Here is a 16,903-nt window from a genome sequence, read left to right as displayed (position 1 = left end):
TTTTTAAAGCCTGATGAGGGTTTTTGGATTTGCGCAAGCTTGCAGAGGCATTTACGTTTCTAACACGATTTTCTTAGTTTTGAGTACTTTTTAAACTAATGGCAGAAAACACCTACAAGTCCAACACCTTCAAGAAACCCGAGAAAGAAAAAAAGAGTAAAAACGGAAAGCCGAAGTCACGATTAAATCTTGATTTCTTCAGAGACCCCCGGTTCCACCTGGCTTTGGGATTTTTTCTTTTGATCGTCTCGCTGTATTTCTTTACTGCATTCATCTCATATCTGTTTACCGGTAAGGCTGATCAAAGCGTTGTCGAAGGAATGGGAGGAACCGCTATGGTTGAATCCGGAAAAGATACTGACAATTGGCTCGGTCTTTATGGAGCGATTACATCTCATTACTTTATTTTCCGCTGGTTTGGTATCTCTGCATTCTTTATTCCACCATTATTATTCTTACTCGGATTCAGACTCGTTTTTAAACGCGAGCTTCTGACATTTTTCTCAGCGTTTGTTTTTTCCCTCTTTGCTGGATTGTGGTTGAGCTTGCTGCTTGGCTATCTCACTCATAGCATTACTGGCGCTACCGAGATCAGTTTTCTCAGTGGAGGTCTTGGGTATGAGCTTGCTTATCTCGCCAATAGTTTCTTAGGCTGGGGAACATTTTTATTTCTTGTACTCACGCTCTTCATCTTCATAATTTATTTCTTCAACGTAACCTCCATCAACGCATTCCAGGTGAAAGATCCCAAGCCAATGGGAAATGAAGCACTGGAATCTACTGATGATCTGAATATCGTTCCTACATATTCTGATGATCGCGATAACTGGCAGGGTGAACCTGAGCCGGAACCATTCCTTGTTGTCAAGAATGCTGACGAGCCTGTTGCTCCGGATAACGATACAATTGTTCCGATCCCAGCTTTGGATCTGGAAGTCACTCCCGTGAAACCTGAAAAGAAAAAAGAAGAGCCTGTATTTATTGTTGAGGAGGCGAAAACGGATACTGACATTGTTGCGGAAGGACTTGTGGAAGCGCAAGGATTCTATGATCCAACACTTGATCTGGCGAGTTATAAATTTCCTCCATTGGAATTGCTCAATGAGTATGAAGTAGGAAAGGTTCAGGTTACACAGGAAGAGCTTAATCAGAATAAGGATAAGATCATTGCTACTCTCACCAATTTCAAGATTGGCATTCAGAGCATCAAGGCAACCATCGGACCTACTGTTACCCTTTATGAGATTGTGCCGGAAGCAGGTGTCAAGATTTCCCGAATCAAGAATCTTGAAGACGACATCGCTCTAAGTTTATCGGCATTAGGAATTCGTATCATCGCACCGATCCCCGGAAAGGGAACGATTGGTATTGAAGTGCCTAATAAGAACCGTGAAATGGTAAGTATACGTTCAGTACTTGCGACAGAACGTTTTCAAAAGACAGATAAAGATCTTCCTATCGCCATTGGTAAGACGATCTCAAACGAGCTGCTGATCATTGACCTTGCCAAGATGCCTCACTTGCTGGTAGCAGGTGCTACAGGTCAGGGAAAATCAGTGGGATTGAATGTAATCCTTACTTCATTGCTTTATAAGATGCATCCAAGTCAGCTGAAGTTTGTTTTGGTGGATCCGAAGAAAGTGGAAATGTCATTGTTCAGTAAGATTGAAAGACATTATCTGGCGAAGCTGCCGAACAGTGAAGAAGCGATTATTACGGATACCAAGAAAGTTGTTCATACCCTCAATTCACTTTGTATTGAGATGGAGAACCGCTATGAAATATTAAAAGATGCCGGCGTCAGGAACATTAAGGAATACAATGTTAAGTTCATTGCAAGAAAACTGAATCCTAAAGAAGGACACCGTTTTCTTCCTTACATCGTTCTTGTGATTGATGAGTTGGCAGACTTGATGATGACTGCTGGTAAAGAGGTTGAAACTCCTATTGCACGTCTTGCCCAGCTGGCACGTGCCATCGGTATCCATCTTGTGGTGGCTACCCAGCGACCTTCTGTGAACGTTATCACGGGTGTGATCAAAGCTAACTTTCCTGCACGTCTGTCGTTCCGTGTAACTTCTAAAGTTGACTCCAGAACAATCCTTGATTCCGGTGGTGCCGATCAGTTGGTGGGAATGGGAGATATGCTCTTCTCCTCAGGATCTGATGTCATACGCATTCAAAGTCCCTTTGTAGATACTCCTGAAATTGAAAAGGTCTGTGACTTTATCGGAGCTCAGCGTGGATATACTTCCGCTTACATGCTTCCTGAATTTGAAGGAGAGGATAATGCAGCCAGTGATATAGATTTATCTGACCGGGATGCCCTTTTTGAAGAGGCTGCAAGGCTCATCGTCATGCATCAGCAGGGCAGTACTTCTCTGATCCAGCGGAAGCTGAAGTTGGGCTATAACCGGGCCGGGCGTTTGATCGACCAACTCGAAGCCGCAGGTATCGTCGGACCGTTTGAAGGATCCAAAGCCCGTGAAGTTCTTGTAAAAGATGACATGAGTTTGGAACAATTATTGAGTAGTCTTAAGGAAAGGCACGGTCAATAATTAAATTTGTGCCCTTGACCTGTTAAAACCCATTCCTGCTGATGAAAAAGCTATTTTCTCTCATACTGTTCTCCATCATTTCCAACGGACTTTTCGCACAATACGATCCAAAGGCGCTGGAAATACTCGAAGCGATGGCAAAGAGGTATAAGGTGATTCCTTCTTTTGAGGCCACTTTTTCCTATATACTCACCAATGATGTTGAGAAAATCAATGAGGAGTTCAAGGGTAAGATGACGGTGAAGGGCGACAAGTACAAGCTGACCTTGCCAGAACAGGAAGTTGTCAACAATGGCACTACTATCTGGACCTATCTGCCAGACGCCAAAGAAGTTAATATCGATAATTTCGATCCTAAATCAGATGATCTGAATCCTTCCAAGTTCTATGATATTTATAAGAAAGGCTTCAAGTATGTACAGCTGGAAGATAAAACTGAAGGCGGTGTATTGTGTGAAGTGGTAGATCTTATCCCTGAAAAGAAGGATGCGCAATATTTCAAAGTGAGAATGAATATTGTAAAGAAAGATAAGAGTGTTCAAAGCTGGGTAATGTTTGATAAAGCTGGCAATCGCTACAAGTATCTGATCACGAAATTCAATCCATCGGTGAAAGTGGAAGATTCATTCTTTACGTTTGATCCAAAGAAGTACCCTGGCGTTGAAGTGATTGACCTCAGATAAATCTGTTATAGCTAATCGTAAAGTGAGGTGGGTGCTTGCGATTGCTAATTGACAATTTAATTTTCATAATGACGCGTCAGGAACTCATCAATCAAATCAGGAAAAAGCGCTCCTATCTTTGTGTTGGTCTCGACACAGATCTAACGAAAATTCCTTCCCATCTTTTAAAAGAATCGGATCCTGTATTTGAATTCAACAAGCAGATCATTGATGCCACCCATCAGTATTGCGTTGCTTATAAACCGAATCTTGCATTCTATGAAGCACTGGGTCCAAAAGGTCTTGAGAGTCTTCAGAAAACCATTGAATACATCCCAAAGGATATCTTCACAATAGCCGATGCGAAGCGCGGTGATATTGGCAATACATCATCTTTATATGCGAAAGCTTTTTTCGAGCAGATGAATTTTGATTCAGTTACTGTTGCTCCTTACATGGGTGAAGATTCTGTAAAGCCATTTCTGGAATTTGCAAACAAATGGGTGATCCTTCTTGCTCATACTTCAAATACGGGCAGTGCTGACTTTCAACTGATGGAATCAAAATCAGGAAAGAAGTTCTATGAAGAAGTTATTATTAAATCGCAAGCATGGGGCTCACCGGAAAACCTGATGTATGTTGTCGGTGCAACGCGGGCAGATAAAGTTGCAGAGATCAGAAAGATCGCCCCTCAACATTTTTTTCTTGTGCCAGGTGTTGGTGCACAGGGTGGAAGCCTTGAAGAAATATCAAAATTGGGAATGAATAGCGATTGCGGTCTGTTGGTTAACTCCTCCCGAGGAATCATCTATTCTTCATCAGGAAAAGATTTTGCTCAAATGGCTGAAAAGGAATCTGCGAAGCTGAAATTTGAGATGAGCAATTACCTGGAACAAAATAACATCTGACAACAGCTCTCAGGATTTTGCTCTCTTACAAAAACCTGAAATGCACGAATCTTTTCTATCCTATCTCTGGCAACTCCAGTATTTTGATAAACGCGATCTGAAAACAACGGATCACGAAAAGATTGAGATTTATCATCCTGGATTTATAAATACAAACGCCGGCCCTGATTTTTCGAATTCACGTATTAAGATTGGTTCGATGGACTGGGTGGGCAGTGTCGAAATTCATACAGTTTCCTCTGAGTGGTTTGCCCATCACCATGATACTGACAGAGCATATGATAATGTGATACTTCATCTGGTGTGGCAACATGACAAGGAAATTGTAAGAACTGATAACACAATATTGCCAACGCTTGAACTCAAAGGCAGAGTGGACGAATCACTTATCAAAACCTATCGTCAATTGGTTAGCAGCTCCTTTTCTATTCCCTGCCAGCGGTCTATCATGAATGTCGAAGGCCTTACAAGACTTTCGATGATAGAGAAAGCAATGCTGGAGCGATTGGAACGGAAAGCAATTGAGATCACTGCGATATATTCTCAAAATGGAAATAGCTGGGAAGAAACTTTTTATCAGCTGCTTGCACGCAACTTTGGTTTTAAGATCAATTCTGAACCATTTTTTCAACTCGCGAAACTGCTTCCTTTAAAGATCATTCAAAAGCAAGCAGACAAAAAGGAGCAGGTGGAGGCATTACTATTTGGTCAGGCGGGATTTCTGGAGCCAACTAAGGGTGATGAGTATTTTTTAAAACTTCGACGGGAACATATTCTGCTGACGCAGAAATATTCATTATTGCAGAATAAAATGTCGAAAGCGCAGTGGAGGTTTCTCAGATTGCGCCCGGCAAATTTTCCATCGCTTCGGCTTGCACAATTTGCCAGCATTCTTCATTCGAGGCAGAATATCTTTTCCGCAATACTGGGATTGGAGGATATAAAGTCAATTGCAAATTTGTTTTCAGTAACAGTTTCTGATTACTGGTTGCATCATTATCAATTCTCAAAGCAATCCAAAAGTGATGTACACGAATTGGGAAAATCCAGCATTGAGAATATTATTATCAATACTATCGTGCCCGTCTGGGTTGCCTACGGAAGAATGACCCATGAACAGCGATGGATCGATCTTTCTGTTCATATTCTCCAGCAACTGCCTGCTGAAGAGAATAATATCACACGAGCGTGGAAAGGCGTGGGCATGGATGCGAATAATTCTTTCGACTCGCAGGGATTGATAGAATTATATAATAACTTTTGCCAGCAAAAGAACTGCCTTAACTGTACTATTGGGGCATCACTGATGCGTCCTGCAAAATGACTTATTTAATAGCATTCATAAATCTTCTTGTATTGGGATGTGTTGCAGGCTCGATTTATAATCGTCAGCCGGATAACATGAAGCCTCTCTACAGAACTGCCTTGGTGGTCAAGTTGCTTGCTGGTTTCGCTGTAGGATGGCTTTACTTTTATTATTATGGTGAAGGAGATACAATAACATACTGGCAGGATGGGAAAATTGTTTCTGATTTAATAATGGATAATCCATCAGGTGCTTTGAGATTTTTCTGGAATGAAAACGCAGATCCTGAACTCCTCCCCGGACTTATTAATCTTCAGCAACGATCACTCTTTTTTGCCAAGATCTCTGGTATCCTGTCTCTGCTCACAAGTGGAAACTATTGGCTGATGTCAATACTGATCTCGTCTGTTTCATTTTTGGGAGCATGGTATATATTCAGGAGGGTTACTGATTTCTTTCCATCATCAGATCAGGCGGCAGCTTTGTCATTCTTATTTTTCCCCTCGGTGGTTTTTTGGTCTTCAGGATTAATTAAAGAAAGCCTCGGGCTGGCATCTATATTTTTTTTAACGGCGATCTTTCTGAATCTATGCCAGTACAAAAAAGTAAAGTGGGGGGATGGAGTTCTGATAATTCTTTCGTTGTGGATTGGTTGGAATCTAAAATACTATTGGATAGGTGTCTTTGTACCGGTAATTCTTACAACAGCTATAATTATAAGACTGAAGCATTCTTTTGTCTTTTTTCAACGGTTTGATGGGGCAAGCTGGGTGGTTCTGTTTGTAATTATTTTTCTTACAGGAACCAGCATTCACCCCAATTTCTATCCTAATCGGTTTTTGGAAGTCATCGTTGAGAATAACCGTGAGTTTATGCTGTTGACATATCCCGACAATGCGGTTCATTACAATGATCTGTCTGCTACGTTTGGCAGTGTATTGATGAATTCTCCCCAGGCACTCGTAGCCGGATTCTTCCGTCCTTTTATCTGGGAGGGTCATCATATTATCTCCGTTGCAGCGGGTGTTGAGAATACGGTCTTATTGATATTGTTCATCACTTCAATAATTTCTATTAAACGATTCTTTAGTTCACCTGACCGGTTAATGGCCCTGGCTGCTATTGCTTACTGTGTTGTCCTTGGAATTTTTCTTGCATTATCTACTCCGAATTTTGGCACGTTATCACGCTATAAGATTGGCTTTCTTCCTTTCCTTGTCTTTTTAACTGTGTATAAAAACCCTTTCGTGAATAAAATGACGGGTTTGGCCGGTCGCTGATTCGCGCTACCTTTGTTGATCATTAATTAAGCGATGGAAAATCCTGTTATCATTTTTGGAGCAAATTATCTTGGAAGAGTTGCTAAAGAAATTTTCGAAAGCAACGAAGTAGTAGTCTATGGTTTTCTTGACGACAACAAAAAATTACACAATACTGAGATTGACGATGCGGTTATTCTTGGAAGCACAGATGATGATGGTTTCCTGAAGCTCATTGGTAAGAAATGTGAGGCCTTCGTTGCGGTCGACGATAATAAACTCAGAAAGACAATCGTGAAGATGCTCCAGGAAGTGAGGCACATTCAGCCGGTAAATGCTACGCATAAGCAAGCCATGCTTTCTCCAAAAGGAATCATCGGTCATGGGAATTTCTTCGATATAGGTTTTAGTTCAGGCCCTGGTTCTACGATCGGGAGTCATTGCCTGATGCATGCAAAAAGTCATGTAGGTGCTGAGTCGGTTATTGGCGATTTTGTTCAGATAGGAGCAGGCACCATCGTCAGTCCGAACGTTACCATCGAAGATGAAGTTTTTATCGGATCAGGATCTGTGATCATTTCAGGAATTACCATTGGTAAAGGGGCGCGAATTGGCGCTGGTTCTGTAGTCATCGGGCCGGTGAAGGAAGGCGAAACAGTATTTGGTAACCCTGCACAAAAAATTAAGAGTTAGATGAAAATTTCTCCGACAGATCTTATTCTCAATTCTGATGGCAGCGTTTATCATCTCAACCTGCTGCCTGAAAATATTTCGAACACGATCATTACAGTCGGTGATCCCGGAAGAGTACATAAGGTCAGTCAGTACTTTGATGATGTTGAGTTTGAGATGAATAAGAGGGAGTTCATTACACACACTGGTACGATCGGTGGCAAGCGGATCACGGTGATGAGTACAGGCATGGGTACTGACAATATTGAAATATTTTTCAATGAAATCGATGCGCTCGTGAATATTGATTTGAAAACCCGTGAGCCCAGAACTAAAAAGAAAAAGCTAAAGGTCATCCGAATCGGAACCTCCGGTGCCTTGCAAGAGGATATCAAACTTGGTTCTCATCTTGTCAGCGATAATGCTGTGGGCTTTGATAATCTGATGACGTTCTATAATCTTCCCATGAATGCTCAAGAGGTAAAGCTTTCAAAAAAACTCAAGACTGCAACAGGACTTCCTTTTGCTCCCTATGTAGTGAAAGGGTCTCAGGAACTTTTGGAAACGATCGGTAAGGGAATGATTGTAGGTAATACAGTAACATGTCCTGGATTTTATGCCCCGCAGGGAAGAAGCCTTCGTCTGTCTTTAAAATTTCCGAAGCTTCTGGAAGATCTTAATTACTTCCATGTAGATGATTTCTGGCTTACCAATTTTGAAATGGAAACTGCCGGGTACTATGCTCTTGGAAGATTGCTAGGGCACGATGTGATCAGCGTTAATGCGATCCTGGCCAACCGGATCACCAATAAGTTTTCCAAAGATCCTGACAAGGTTGTGGATTCTTTGATTAAAACGGTGTTGGAGAGAATCTAGGTGGATTTGAAGATCATGGCGTTTTGGACTCTGAATTATCAGTATCCATCAAAAAAACAGCCTTCAAGAAGCCGAAAGCCGTCTTTTCCAGTGCTTTGCCTTAGTCTTCCCCATATCTTCTCAGACTCTACCCATTTGAAACAGGGGGAGTGACCGCTAGGTGACCACTCTTTTGATTGAGTTTCTTTGAATTGACGCTGGAAACATCGGTGCACGCTCAAAAAGCGTGCAACTGATCAAATTATTAAGTTTTTGGATTTCTTAAACTAATAATCGCCAATTAGAGTGTTTTTGCCAGCGATTCCATCTTTATAATATGCTTCGCTGCCTTGAACGAATCATTATTATAAAATCCGGAGAGAATCCTGTGGGCAATTTGCTCTACTACAAGTTCTTCTTCTGACTTTCCTTCCTTACCGATCCAGAAAACCCTCTTCGGATGATTTTTCATATCGTCAACATAGGATTTCGCATGTGAGTATTGATCATCGGTGAAGGTGATCGTGAAGCAGGTACGGACTTGTTGTGTTTCCATGATGGTTTCGTGTTTACAAGACTAATGCCACAATTAAAGTACTATTTTAAAGAAAATATTCAGATTTAGTCAATAGTGACGACCGCTTACGGGCGTTTATGTTCGCACTTGAGACAGATCGCCTGTGAGGTTAACTTGCGGCTTCATATGAGAGAGCACTTTATTCATACCCTGAAAAACGGGATCAGAATTATTCATAACCGTGTTACCAGCACTAAAATTGTCCATTGCGGCATCATGCTGGATATTGGAAGCAGGGATGAAACTCTGGTTAACCAGGGAATCGCTCATTTCTGGGAGCACATGGCCTTCAAAGGAACCCGCAAGCGAAAAGCCTTTCATATTCTCAATCGCCTTGAGACATTGGGTGGAGAGTTAAACGCATTTACTGACAAGGAGAAAATAATGTTCTTCGCTTCTCTTCGTGACGACCATTTTGAAAGAGCACTGGAGCTTCTTACTGATATCACGTTTGAATCTATTTTTCCTGCCACTCAGATTGATCGTGAACGGCATGTGATCCTGGAAGAAATGTCGATGTATGTCGATGATCCGGATGGTTCTCTTCAGGATGAGTTTGATGCAGTAGTATTCGCAGGTCATTCACTGGGAATGAATATTCTGGGAACAGAAAAAACAGTTAAAGGATTTAGGCACAAGGATTTTAAAGCATTTATCAAACAACATATTGATACCCGCCGAATTGTTTTTTCAGTGGTGGGTAATATTTCTCAGGAGGAAGTGATTAGGTTAACAGAAAAACACCTGGGTCATATTCCAAGGATCATCTCATCCCAAAAGAGGAAGAAGTTTTCTGGCTATAAACCAAAAGAAGTAACACTCAAACGTCCCATCAAACAGTCGCGCTGCGCCATTGGAAGAACCTCATATTCACTTCAGGATTCTAAAAGGGGAGCATTTTATCTGTTGAATAATATCCTCGGAGGATCGGGCATGAATTCACGATTGAATCTTTCCCTTCGTGAGAAGCATGGCTTTGTTTATTCTATTGGTTCCATGACAGTCCCTTTCACAGATACGGGTTTGTTCGCCATTACCTTTGGCACGGAACCAACTCAATTAAAGAAGAGCATCAAGCTTGTAAAGGAGGAGTTGCGCAAGCTAAGGGATGAAAAGATGGGTACAAAGCAATTGTCTTCCGCGAAGGAGCAGATCATGGGTCAGGTCGCAATGGCGGAGGAGAGTAATATCAGTTTTATGATGATGATGGCAAGGAGTATTCTTGACCTTGGAAAGATCCAGTCACTTGATGAGATCTTTGCAAGAATTCAGGGAACTTCTGCAGAAGATATTATGAGGATGTCCAATGAAATGTTTGACGAGGATAAGTTGAGCATATTAATCATGGAACCTGAGCAGTAGTATACAAGATTGACTCATATGAATTTAATCAGCGAAGCTTTATCCCAATATTCCGAGGATCACACATCTCAGGAATCTCCTTTATTAAAACGAATCAATCGTGATACACATGCCGGCATTTTAAAGCCTCGAATGCTTTCAGGGCATCTACAGGGAAGATTGCTTTCTATGGTCAGTAAAATGATCCGCCCAAAAACGATTCTGGAAATAGGTACTTATACAGGATACTCTGCGCTTTGTCTTCTGGAAGGATTGACTCATCATGGAAAATTAATAACACTGGATATTAATGAAGAACTGGAAGGACGCGTTCGTGGTTATTTCAAGGAGTCGGAGAGAGGTGAAGATATTGATTTCAGAATCGGAAATGCTTTGAAGATAATTCCTGAGCTAACAGGACCTTTTGACCTGGTATGGATTGATGCTGATAAGGAAAACTATGGGAATTATTATGACCTGGTTATTGACAAGGTTCCTTCCGGAGGATTTATACTAGCCGACAATGTGCTGTGGAGTGGAAAAGTGGTGGAGGCAAAGATTGATAAAGACACTCGTGCGATCATGGATTTCAATAAGAGAGTTCAGGATGATCGTCGCATAGAGAATATTTTACTGCCAGTGAGGGATGGCATCATGATGATGAGGAAGGTGTAGTTAATAGCTTCCCTTTTCGCTTTCCGCGAATTCCTCTATCTTTGTTGCCAATGAAGTTTTTTGCTCCAGCACTTATTTTTTGCGGAGCGGCCGCCTTTGGCCAATCTCCGCAAGTGCCCGCCAAAATGCAGTTTGCAGGTCTCACCCTGACAATCCGTGATGATGCGAGGCGGGAAATCCAAAAGGATGTAGATGCACTGACACTGCACCCCAAATATTTCAATATAAAAGTTGAGCGGGCGCGTACATACTTTCCTATCATTGAAAAGATTTTTGCAGACGAACGTCTTCCTGAAGATTTTAAATACTTAGCCTTACAGGAAAGTGCTTTGATACCAGACGCTGTATCTTCTTCAAACGCGGTTGGTTTCTGGCAGTTCAAAGAATCCACTGCTCATGAGGTGGGACTTCGTGTTGATAAAGAGATTGACGAACGAATGAACATCGCCAGTGCAAGTCGTGGGGCGGCCCGTTATCTTAAACAATGCAATCATTATTTTAATAACTGGGTGTATGCTCTTCAGTCCTATCAGATGGGAGCGGGCGGCGTTATGCGTGCCGTTGGTGACAAAGATATTGGTGGAAGGCACATGGAAATTAATGCTGAGACATATTGGTATGTGAAGAAATTTATTGCTCATAAGGTAGCTTTTGAAAATGCTACCAGTGGCAAGGGTACCATTGAAGTAACCAGAGTAGCTTCTTCCGGTGGAAAAACTTTGCAAGAGATTTCTGCTGAGACATCTGTCGATGAACAGAAGCTTCGGGATTTTAACAAATGGCTTAAGACGGAACGAATTCCTGTTGATAAAGAATATGCAGTGCTCATTCCAAATGGTGATGGAGTCTCAGACTTTGGAGTTCTGACAATAGCCTCTACGGCAAAAACGAAACCTTCAACCGAAGCCACTTCGATACAGGCGCAGGAAAAGATTGAAGTGAATGGCGTCCCAGTCATTCGGGCGATAAAAGGCGAAACTCCCCAATCAATTGCTACACGCGCAGGCATCAGTATCAGTTCATTTCTTCATTATAATGATATGGAAATTGACAGGCCTGTGAAGGCTGGTGAATTGTATTTCCTGGAGAAGAAAAAGAAAAAGGCAGATGAAGAATTATACACATTAAAAGCAGGTGAAGATATCTGGTTGGTTAGTCAGCGCTTTGGTGTTCAGGAAAAATCCATACTCAGATTCAATAAACTAGAGAAAGGATCGAGGGTGTCCTCTGGCGTTACACTTTATCTTAACAATCGTAAGCCTGCAGGAGTCAAAGAAGATGAAGATGATGGTACTATTGCTGTGCTGGATGAAGATGATTCCTTTAACTGGGATCAGCCGGGATCGAAGAAGACTACTGCGGTAGTTGTTCCTTTAGCTTCAATAACTAAGCAATCTACTCCGGTTGAGGTTATTACAGATATTCCGGTTATAAGGGATGTTAAAATTGACAGCGTAACTGTTTCCGGTCCTTCTGTGTCGATTCATGAGGTGAAATCGAGTGACACATTATATAGTGTTGCCAGGCAGTATGGGGTCACTATTAAAGAACTGATGGATTGGAACGAAAAGAAGGATTTCGCCCTTTCTGTAGGCGAAAAATTAAAAGTTCGTTCTCGTTAACCGTTTTTAGCCGTTTTAGATAATAACCTTACCTCAGAATCCCCATTATTTTTCAATAGGGTTTTGTTTTTGGATAAAAAAGATAATTTTGCGGCACTCCATATTACAAGGAGTCAGGTATTTAACTAAAGAAGATGAGCACAGCGGTGAGGACAATAGACTTAGTAATGCTGGTGGATGACAACGACACCGATAACTTCATCAGTAAACGGATAGTAGAGATTACAAAATTTGCGAAAAGAGTTGAGGTAAAGAATTCAGGAAAAAGTGCTTTGGATTACCTCACAGAGAATCAGAATACTCCCGAAAATCTTCCAAATATCATCTTCCTTGATATCAATATGCCAGTAGTCGACGGCTTTGTTTTTCTATATGAATTTGAAAAATTCAAAGAGCTCGTCCGTACTAAATGCAAGGTTATTATTCTCTCAAGCTCTGACAATAAGCGCGATATTGATCGGATCGTTAATAACAATTACGTTATTAAATTCATCACCAAGCCACTGACAGAATTGGCGCTGGATGAAATCAAATTGAACAATATTTGATCACGGAGGTCGGTTTCGTACTTTTGCCTTCGAAACCCTCCAATCATGATAAAAAATTTCCGAAAGGTCTGTTTACTGGCTTTTGCAATCGCTTTACTTTTTCTTTTGTTGCCACTGAAACTCTTGCGCAGAATATCAAGGTAGACACCACGTCTAAATGGAAGAAAGCTTTCAAGGCTGGACTTAATCTCAATCAGGCGGCCTTCTCTTCCAATTGGAAAGCCGGTGGTGTGAATTCTTTTGGTTTCAACGCACTGTTAAATTTTAAGGCTAATTATAAGAATGGGAAAACTTCCTGGGATAATGAAATTGACTTGCTGTATGGTATGGTCAATAACGGTGGTCAGGGTTATCGTAAAACTGTCGATCGTATTTTCCTGGACACAAAAATCGGGCACGCGCTATCAGATAAATGGGACCTGTTCTTTGCTGCAAATGTAGTATCGCAGTTTGCAAAAGGTTATAAGTACGTGAAGGATGTTAATGGCATAGAACAAGGTCAGTTAATATCAGATTCATTTGCTCCCACTTTTCTCACTGCATCAATAGGAGCTGAGTATCATCCGGTGGAATATTTTAAAGTCCGTTTATCACCTTTCGCTCCGCGTGTTACTTTTTTAGGCAATAACGATGGGCGATATGCTGCAGTGGATTCTATTCGTCCTTACGGTGTGGATGTAGGCAGATCCACCCGTTTTGAGTGGTACGCATTCCAGATGCTTGCGGAATTTAATAAGGACATCGCAACCAATATCAATTTAAAATGGCGTTACGTCCTCTTTGCTAACTATGAGACCCTTGAAGCAAAGAAAATTGACCACCGTGTTGATTTGAATCTCACCGCAAAGGTGAATAAGTACATCAACGTAAGCATCGGCGGTATTTTCCTGTATGATTATGATCAGGATGCAGACGCGCAGTATAGTCAGGCATTATCACTTGGAATTCTCTATACGTTTCAAAACTACGAGGAGAAGAAATAGTTCCGGAATACACTGATCGTTATTTATGGTAGAGATCCGACCGGCGCTGCCGAAAGATATTCCCTTGTTAAGAGAGATTTCCATTCAAACACAAATAGACACGTTCGCCAAGGATAATACTCCTGAGAATATGGCTGCCTACGTTCGTGATGCTTACGAACCGCTGAAGTTTGAACGTGAGTTCTATGAACCTGATTCCATTTATTATATCGCTTGGGAGGGAGAGGAGGCAGCGGGATTTTTGCGTTTGCGTGTAACAGATGAAGCAGAGGCTCACCTGGGGAAGAGCGCCCTTGAATTACAGCGGGTGTATGTCTCCAGGAAATTTCAAGGTAGAAGGATTGGTCTTATGCTGATGGAAAAAGCAATCGGGTATGGACGCGAAAGGAAGTTTGACTGGCTGTGGCTGGGTGTATGGGAAAAGAACTTCAAAGCGCAGGCCTTTTATGATAAGCTTGGGTTTAAGCGGTTCTCAGAACACGTGTTCCAGATGGGAGATGATCCTCAAACAGACTGGCTGCTGAAGTTGGATTTGAGGATCCAGGATTAGGTATCCACTTTTAGCTACTTTCAAACGGATTCGATAAATTTTTTAAGGAAGTGGGTTATTTTTTAACCTATTGTTACGAAATTCAACCAAAATTTTGTTGACATAGGCTATGAGCAGACCCAAAACCCGATGGATCGTAATTTTTATAGTGTTAGCAGCCCTTCAGCTCCTGGTTTTATTGACCGGCGGTAATCCAGAATCGGCTACACTCGATACAATCGATAAGGCTGATACAGCCTGGATGATCGTTGCCACCGCTTTTGTTCTTTTCATGACTCCCGGCCTTTCTTTTTTTTATGGTGGAATGGTCTCCGTTAAGAACGTGATCTCAACAATGCTCCAAAGTTTCATAGCTCTGGGTGTAGTCAGTTTATTATGGTACCTCGTTGGATTCAGCCTTGCCTTTGGAGAAAGCTGGCATGGCTTGATTGGCAATCCCACGACTTTCTTTGCTTTCCGCAATGTAGGCTTAAGCCCTCATCCTGATTTTGCGCCAACATTCCCATTCCTATTATTTGCACTGTTCCAACTCAAATTTGCCATCATCACACCAGCACTTATTACCGGAAGCTTTGCCGAGCGTGTGAAATTTACTTCTTACCTGATTTTCATGTGCCTATTCTCACTGATCATCTATTGTCCTTTGGCACATTGGACATGGCATCCGGAAGGATTTTTAAGAGTGTGGGGAGTGCTTGATTTTGCAGGAGGTACTGTCGTTCATATGTCAGCAGGATTTGCGGCATTGGCTGGAGCCTTCATTCTTGGAAAACGTCAGCATAATAATCATCAACCTGCAAACATTCCATTTATCATCCTCGGTACAGGAATGCTGTGGTTTGGGTGGTTCGGATTTAACGCCGGTTCTGCTCTTGCTGCCAACGGACTTGCAGTGCAGGCTTTCGCGACAACATGTTTTGCTTCCGCATCAGCGATGATGACGTGGGTATTGTTTGATGCATTGGTAGGAAGAAAGATATCTGCCATGGGCGCCTGCATAGGAGCAGTAGTCGGATTGGTTGCCATCACACCTGGAGCTGGATTTGTGAATTTAGGTCAGAGTATTTTTATTGGATTTGCTGCAGCGATCATTAGCAACCTTGCCGTATACTATAAGCAACGCACCACATTGGATGACACACTGGATGTGTTCCCATGTCATGGTGTGGGTGGTATTGTAGGGATGATCCTGACAGGTGTTTTTGCCAAGGATGTCGGTCTGGTCTATGAAGAGACCAAGACGTTTATGTATCATCTTCTTGCATTGGTAATCGTATCGGTCTTTACGTTTGTTGGTTCTTTCATTATATTCAGGATCACCGGAATGATGACAAAGCTGAGAGTATCACCAGATGAAGAGCGTATGGGGCTTGATCTCAGCCAGCATTCAGAAACATTGCAAACGGAAGCTGCTGGAACAACGACCGGACCAACAAATCAGAAAATGGAAGTAGCTGCATAGCTCATTCCATCTTCAGATAAGGTCTTACCTTTTCCAGCCAATCATTCGTAAGAATCTTGATCTCTTTCAGTTGTTCAAGAGATGTGATCTCGCCGTGTTGCTTGCTGTAGGCAATGATCGCATACAATTCTTTCCTTTTTATATAGGGATGCCTGATCTCCTCTGTCTTCAAAGATTTAAGATTGATCTGTTGAGGAATGAAATCTTCGGCAATAAAAAATTTCCTCTCCAGAGCTTTTATGACAGTGGAGTCAAGTCCCCACACTTCTTTTAGTTGATTCATGGAAACAAAGCCTCCAAGCCTATCGCGATATGCCTGTATTCGTTTTGAGAGTCCGGGGCCAATTCCATAGACTTTTGAAAGTTGAATAGTGTCTGCAAGGTTAATGTCGAAAGTTTCCGTGGCATAAATTCTCTTTTCGGTTGGATATAATGATTTGGGTTTGGCAGGAATGGAGGGAATTGTAATAAAATCTCTTGCTTTGCTGAGCCATAGAGAGTCCATACCATAGATTTTTGCAACGTCCTCTTTCTTTCTGAATAAACCCCCTTTTTCGCGAAAGCGGATAATTCTACCAGCGAGGAAGGGCGACAGACCAAGTTGAATAAACTTTTCTTCTGACAAGGTATTTGGATCAAATGAATAGAAGCTGACATCTGATGGAATAGAATTCGGCTTTGTGAATTTTGGAGTATTGGAAACACAATCAATCTTAACGAACGTTAACGTGCTAAGAAGACTATCCAGATATCGCTGATCCTTACTCAGGTCCAATGGTTGTCGCAATTTCCAGTGACGATAGACAGGTTCTGAGAAGAGAACGATTACCATTAGCGGAAGCAAGACAAGAAATGCGTTTGTTTCCCTTCTTGAGAATCCAAAGAAACCTCGTATCCATACCCTGATGCGCATGATGAATTAAGA

Annotated in this window: 16 protein-coding genes; 14 read left to right on the top strand and 2 right to left on the bottom strand. The window is 41.9% G+C overall.

Annotation, left to right across the window (positions count from 1 at the left end; all coding sequences use genetic code 11):
• Positions 1–98 precede the first annotated feature (98 nt).
• The 7 genes from HOP08_05200 (at position 99) to HOP08_05170 (ending at position 8,241) form a co-directional block, all read left to right on the top strand.
• On the top strand, positions 99–2,558 hold the full coding sequence (locus tag HOP08_05200; protein ID NOT74305.1) for a DNA translocase FtsK: 2,460 nt from the start codon (positions 99–101) through the stop codon (positions 2,556–2,558).
• A 41-nt stretch (positions 2,559–2,599) separates the two neighbouring features.
• On the top strand, positions 2,600–3,241 hold the full coding sequence (locus HOP08_05195) for an outer membrane lipoprotein carrier protein LolA (protein ID NOT74304.1): 642 nt from the start codon (positions 2,600–2,602) through the stop codon (positions 3,239–3,241).
• A gap of 68 nt (positions 3,242–3,309) precedes the next feature.
• Entirely contained in the window at positions 3,310–4,128 is an 819-nt protein-coding gene (gene pyrF, locus HOP08_05190; GenBank protein ID NOT74303.1) for an orotidine-5'-phosphate decarboxylase, read from the top strand.
• A gap of 40 nt (positions 4,129–4,168) precedes the next feature.
• Positions 4,169–5,452, top strand: a complete 1,284-nt coding sequence (locus HOP08_05185) for a DUF2851 family protein (protein ID NOT74302.1) — start codon at positions 4,169–4,171, stop codon at positions 5,450–5,452.
• Positions 5,449–6,714 (top strand): hypothetical protein, encoded by a 1,266-nt coding sequence (locus HOP08_05180; protein ID NOT74301.1) that lies wholly within the window; start codon positions 5,449–5,451, stop codon positions 6,712–6,714. The genes HOP08_05185 and HOP08_05180 overlap by 4 nt, the downstream gene beginning before the upstream one ends.
• A 33-nt stretch (positions 6,715–6,747) precedes the next feature.
• On the top strand, positions 6,748–7,386 hold the full coding sequence (locus HOP08_05175; protein ID NOT74300.1) for a NeuD/PglB/VioB family sugar acetyltransferase: 639 nt from the start codon (positions 6,748–6,750) through the stop codon (positions 7,384–7,386).
• Positions 7,387–8,241, top strand: a complete 855-nt coding sequence (locus HOP08_05170; protein ID NOT74299.1) for a nucleoside phosphorylase — start codon at positions 7,387–7,389, stop codon at positions 8,239–8,241. It abuts the gene before it with no gap.
• 280 nt (positions 8,242–8,521) lie between these two features.
• Here HOP08_05170 and HOP08_05165 read toward each other — a convergent pair whose 3' ends face one another.
• On the bottom strand, positions 8,522–8,776 hold the full coding sequence (locus HOP08_05165) for a hypothetical protein (protein NOT74298.1): 255 nt from the start codon (positions 8,774–8,776) through the stop codon (positions 8,522–8,524).
• A gap of 147 nt (positions 8,777–8,923) precedes the next feature.
• Between HOP08_05165 and HOP08_05160 the strand changes: the two genes are divergently transcribed.
• From HOP08_05160 to HOP08_05130, 7 genes are all read left to right on the top strand, one after another.
• Positions 8,924–10,159: an insulinase family protein gene (locus HOP08_05160; GenBank protein NOT74297.1), complete on the top strand. Its 1,236-nt coding sequence runs from the start codon at positions 8,924–8,926 to the stop codon at positions 10,157–10,159.
• An 18-nt stretch (positions 10,160–10,177) separates the two neighbouring features.
• The gene (locus tag HOP08_05155; GenBank protein ID NOT74296.1) at positions 10,178–10,813 is read left to right on the top strand and encodes a methyltransferase; all 636 of its coding nucleotides are present in this window, start codon (positions 10,178–10,180) and stop codon (positions 10,811–10,813) included.
• A gap of 50 nt (positions 10,814–10,863) precedes the next feature.
• Complete coding sequence (locus HOP08_05150; GenBank protein ID NOT74295.1) at positions 10,864–12,435, top strand: LysM peptidoglycan-binding domain-containing protein; 1,572 nt, start codon at positions 10,864–10,866, stop codon at positions 12,433–12,435.
• Positions 12,436–12,602: 167 nt separating this feature from the next.
• On the top strand, positions 12,603–12,983 hold the full coding sequence (locus tag HOP08_05145) for a response regulator (protein ID NOT74294.1): 381 nt from the start codon (positions 12,603–12,605) through the stop codon (positions 12,981–12,983).
• Positions 12,984–13,051: 68 nt separating this feature from the next.
• Entirely contained in the window at positions 13,052–13,966 is a 915-nt protein-coding gene (locus tag HOP08_05140) for a DUF3078 domain-containing protein (protein NOT74293.1), read from the top strand.
• 25 nt (positions 13,967–13,991) lie between these two features.
• Positions 13,992–14,516 (top strand): GNAT family N-acetyltransferase, encoded by a 525-nt coding sequence (locus HOP08_05135; protein NOT74292.1) that lies wholly within the window; start codon positions 13,992–13,994, stop codon positions 14,514–14,516.
• A 109-nt stretch (positions 14,517–14,625) separates the two neighbouring features.
• Entirely contained in the window at positions 14,626–15,978 is a 1,353-nt protein-coding gene (locus tag HOP08_05130; protein ID NOT74291.1) for an ammonium transporter, read from the top strand.
• A 1-nt stretch (position 15,979) separates the two neighbouring features.
• On the opposite strand, the gene HOP08_05125 is transcribed toward HOP08_05130, so the two are convergent.
• Positions 15,980–16,891, bottom strand: a complete 912-nt coding sequence (locus HOP08_05125) for a hypothetical protein (GenBank protein ID NOT74290.1) — start codon at positions 16,889–16,891, stop codon at positions 15,980–15,982.
• Positions 16,892–16,903: the final 12 nt, after the last annotated feature.

This window comes from Cyclobacteriaceae bacterium (assembly GCA_013141055.1).
Lineage (GTDB): Bacteria > Bacteroidota > Bacteroidia > Cytophagales > Cyclobacteriaceae > ELB16-189.
The sequence above is the reverse complement of the archived record's forward strand: the minus strand, read 5'-3'. Positions and strand labels throughout refer to the sequence as shown.

Excerpts from the sequence above, each read along its gene's own strand:
- HOP08_05165 (NOT74298.1), bottom strand. The coding sequence starts at position 8,776 with ATGGAAACACAACAAGTCCGTACCTGCTTCACGATCACCTTCACCGAT.
- HOP08_05145 (NOT74294.1), top strand. The coding sequence starts at position 12,603 with ATGCTGGTGGATGACAACGACACCGATAACTTCATCAGTAAACGGATA.
- HOP08_05125 (NOT74290.1), bottom strand. The coding sequence starts at position 16,891 with ATGCGCATCAGGGTATGGATACGAGGTTTCTTTGGATTCTCAAGAAGG.
- HOP08_05200 (NOT74305.1), top strand. The coding sequence starts at position 99 with ATGGCAGAAAACACCTACAAGTCCAACACCTTCAAGAAACCCGAGAAA.
- HOP08_05135 (NOT74292.1), top strand. The coding sequence starts at position 13,992 with ATGGTAGAGATCCGACCGGCGCTGCCGAAAGATATTCCCTTGTTAAGA.
- pyrF (NOT74303.1), top strand. The coding sequence starts at position 3,310 with ATGACGCGTCAGGAACTCATCAATCAAATCAGGAAAAAGCGCTCCTAT.
- HOP08_05170 (NOT74299.1), top strand. The coding sequence starts at position 7,387 with ATGAAAATTTCTCCGACAGATCTTATTCTCAATTCTGATGGCAGCGTT.
- HOP08_05175 (NOT74300.1), top strand. The coding sequence starts at position 6,748 with ATGGAAAATCCTGTTATCATTTTTGGAGCAAATTATCTTGGAAGAGTT.
- HOP08_05195 (NOT74304.1), top strand. The coding sequence starts at position 2,600 with ATGAAAAAGCTATTTTCTCTCATACTGTTCTCCATCATTTCCAACGGA.
- HOP08_05130 (NOT74291.1), top strand. The coding sequence starts at position 14,626 with ATGAGCAGACCCAAAACCCGATGGATCGTAATTTTTATAGTGTTAGCA.
- HOP08_05185 (NOT74302.1), top strand. The coding sequence starts at position 4,169 with ATGCACGAATCTTTTCTATCCTATCTCTGGCAACTCCAGTATTTTGAT.
- HOP08_05180 (NOT74301.1), top strand. The coding sequence starts at position 5,449 with ATGACTTATTTAATAGCATTCATAAATCTTCTTGTATTGGGATGTGTT.
- HOP08_05150 (NOT74295.1), top strand. The coding sequence starts at position 10,864 with ATGAAGTTTTTTGCTCCAGCACTTATTTTTTGCGGAGCGGCCGCCTTT.
- HOP08_05160 (NOT74297.1), top strand. The coding sequence starts at position 8,924 with ATGAGAGAGCACTTTATTCATACCCTGAAAAACGGGATCAGAATTATT.
- HOP08_05155 (NOT74296.1), top strand. The coding sequence starts at position 10,178 with ATGAATTTAATCAGCGAAGCTTTATCCCAATATTCCGAGGATCACACA.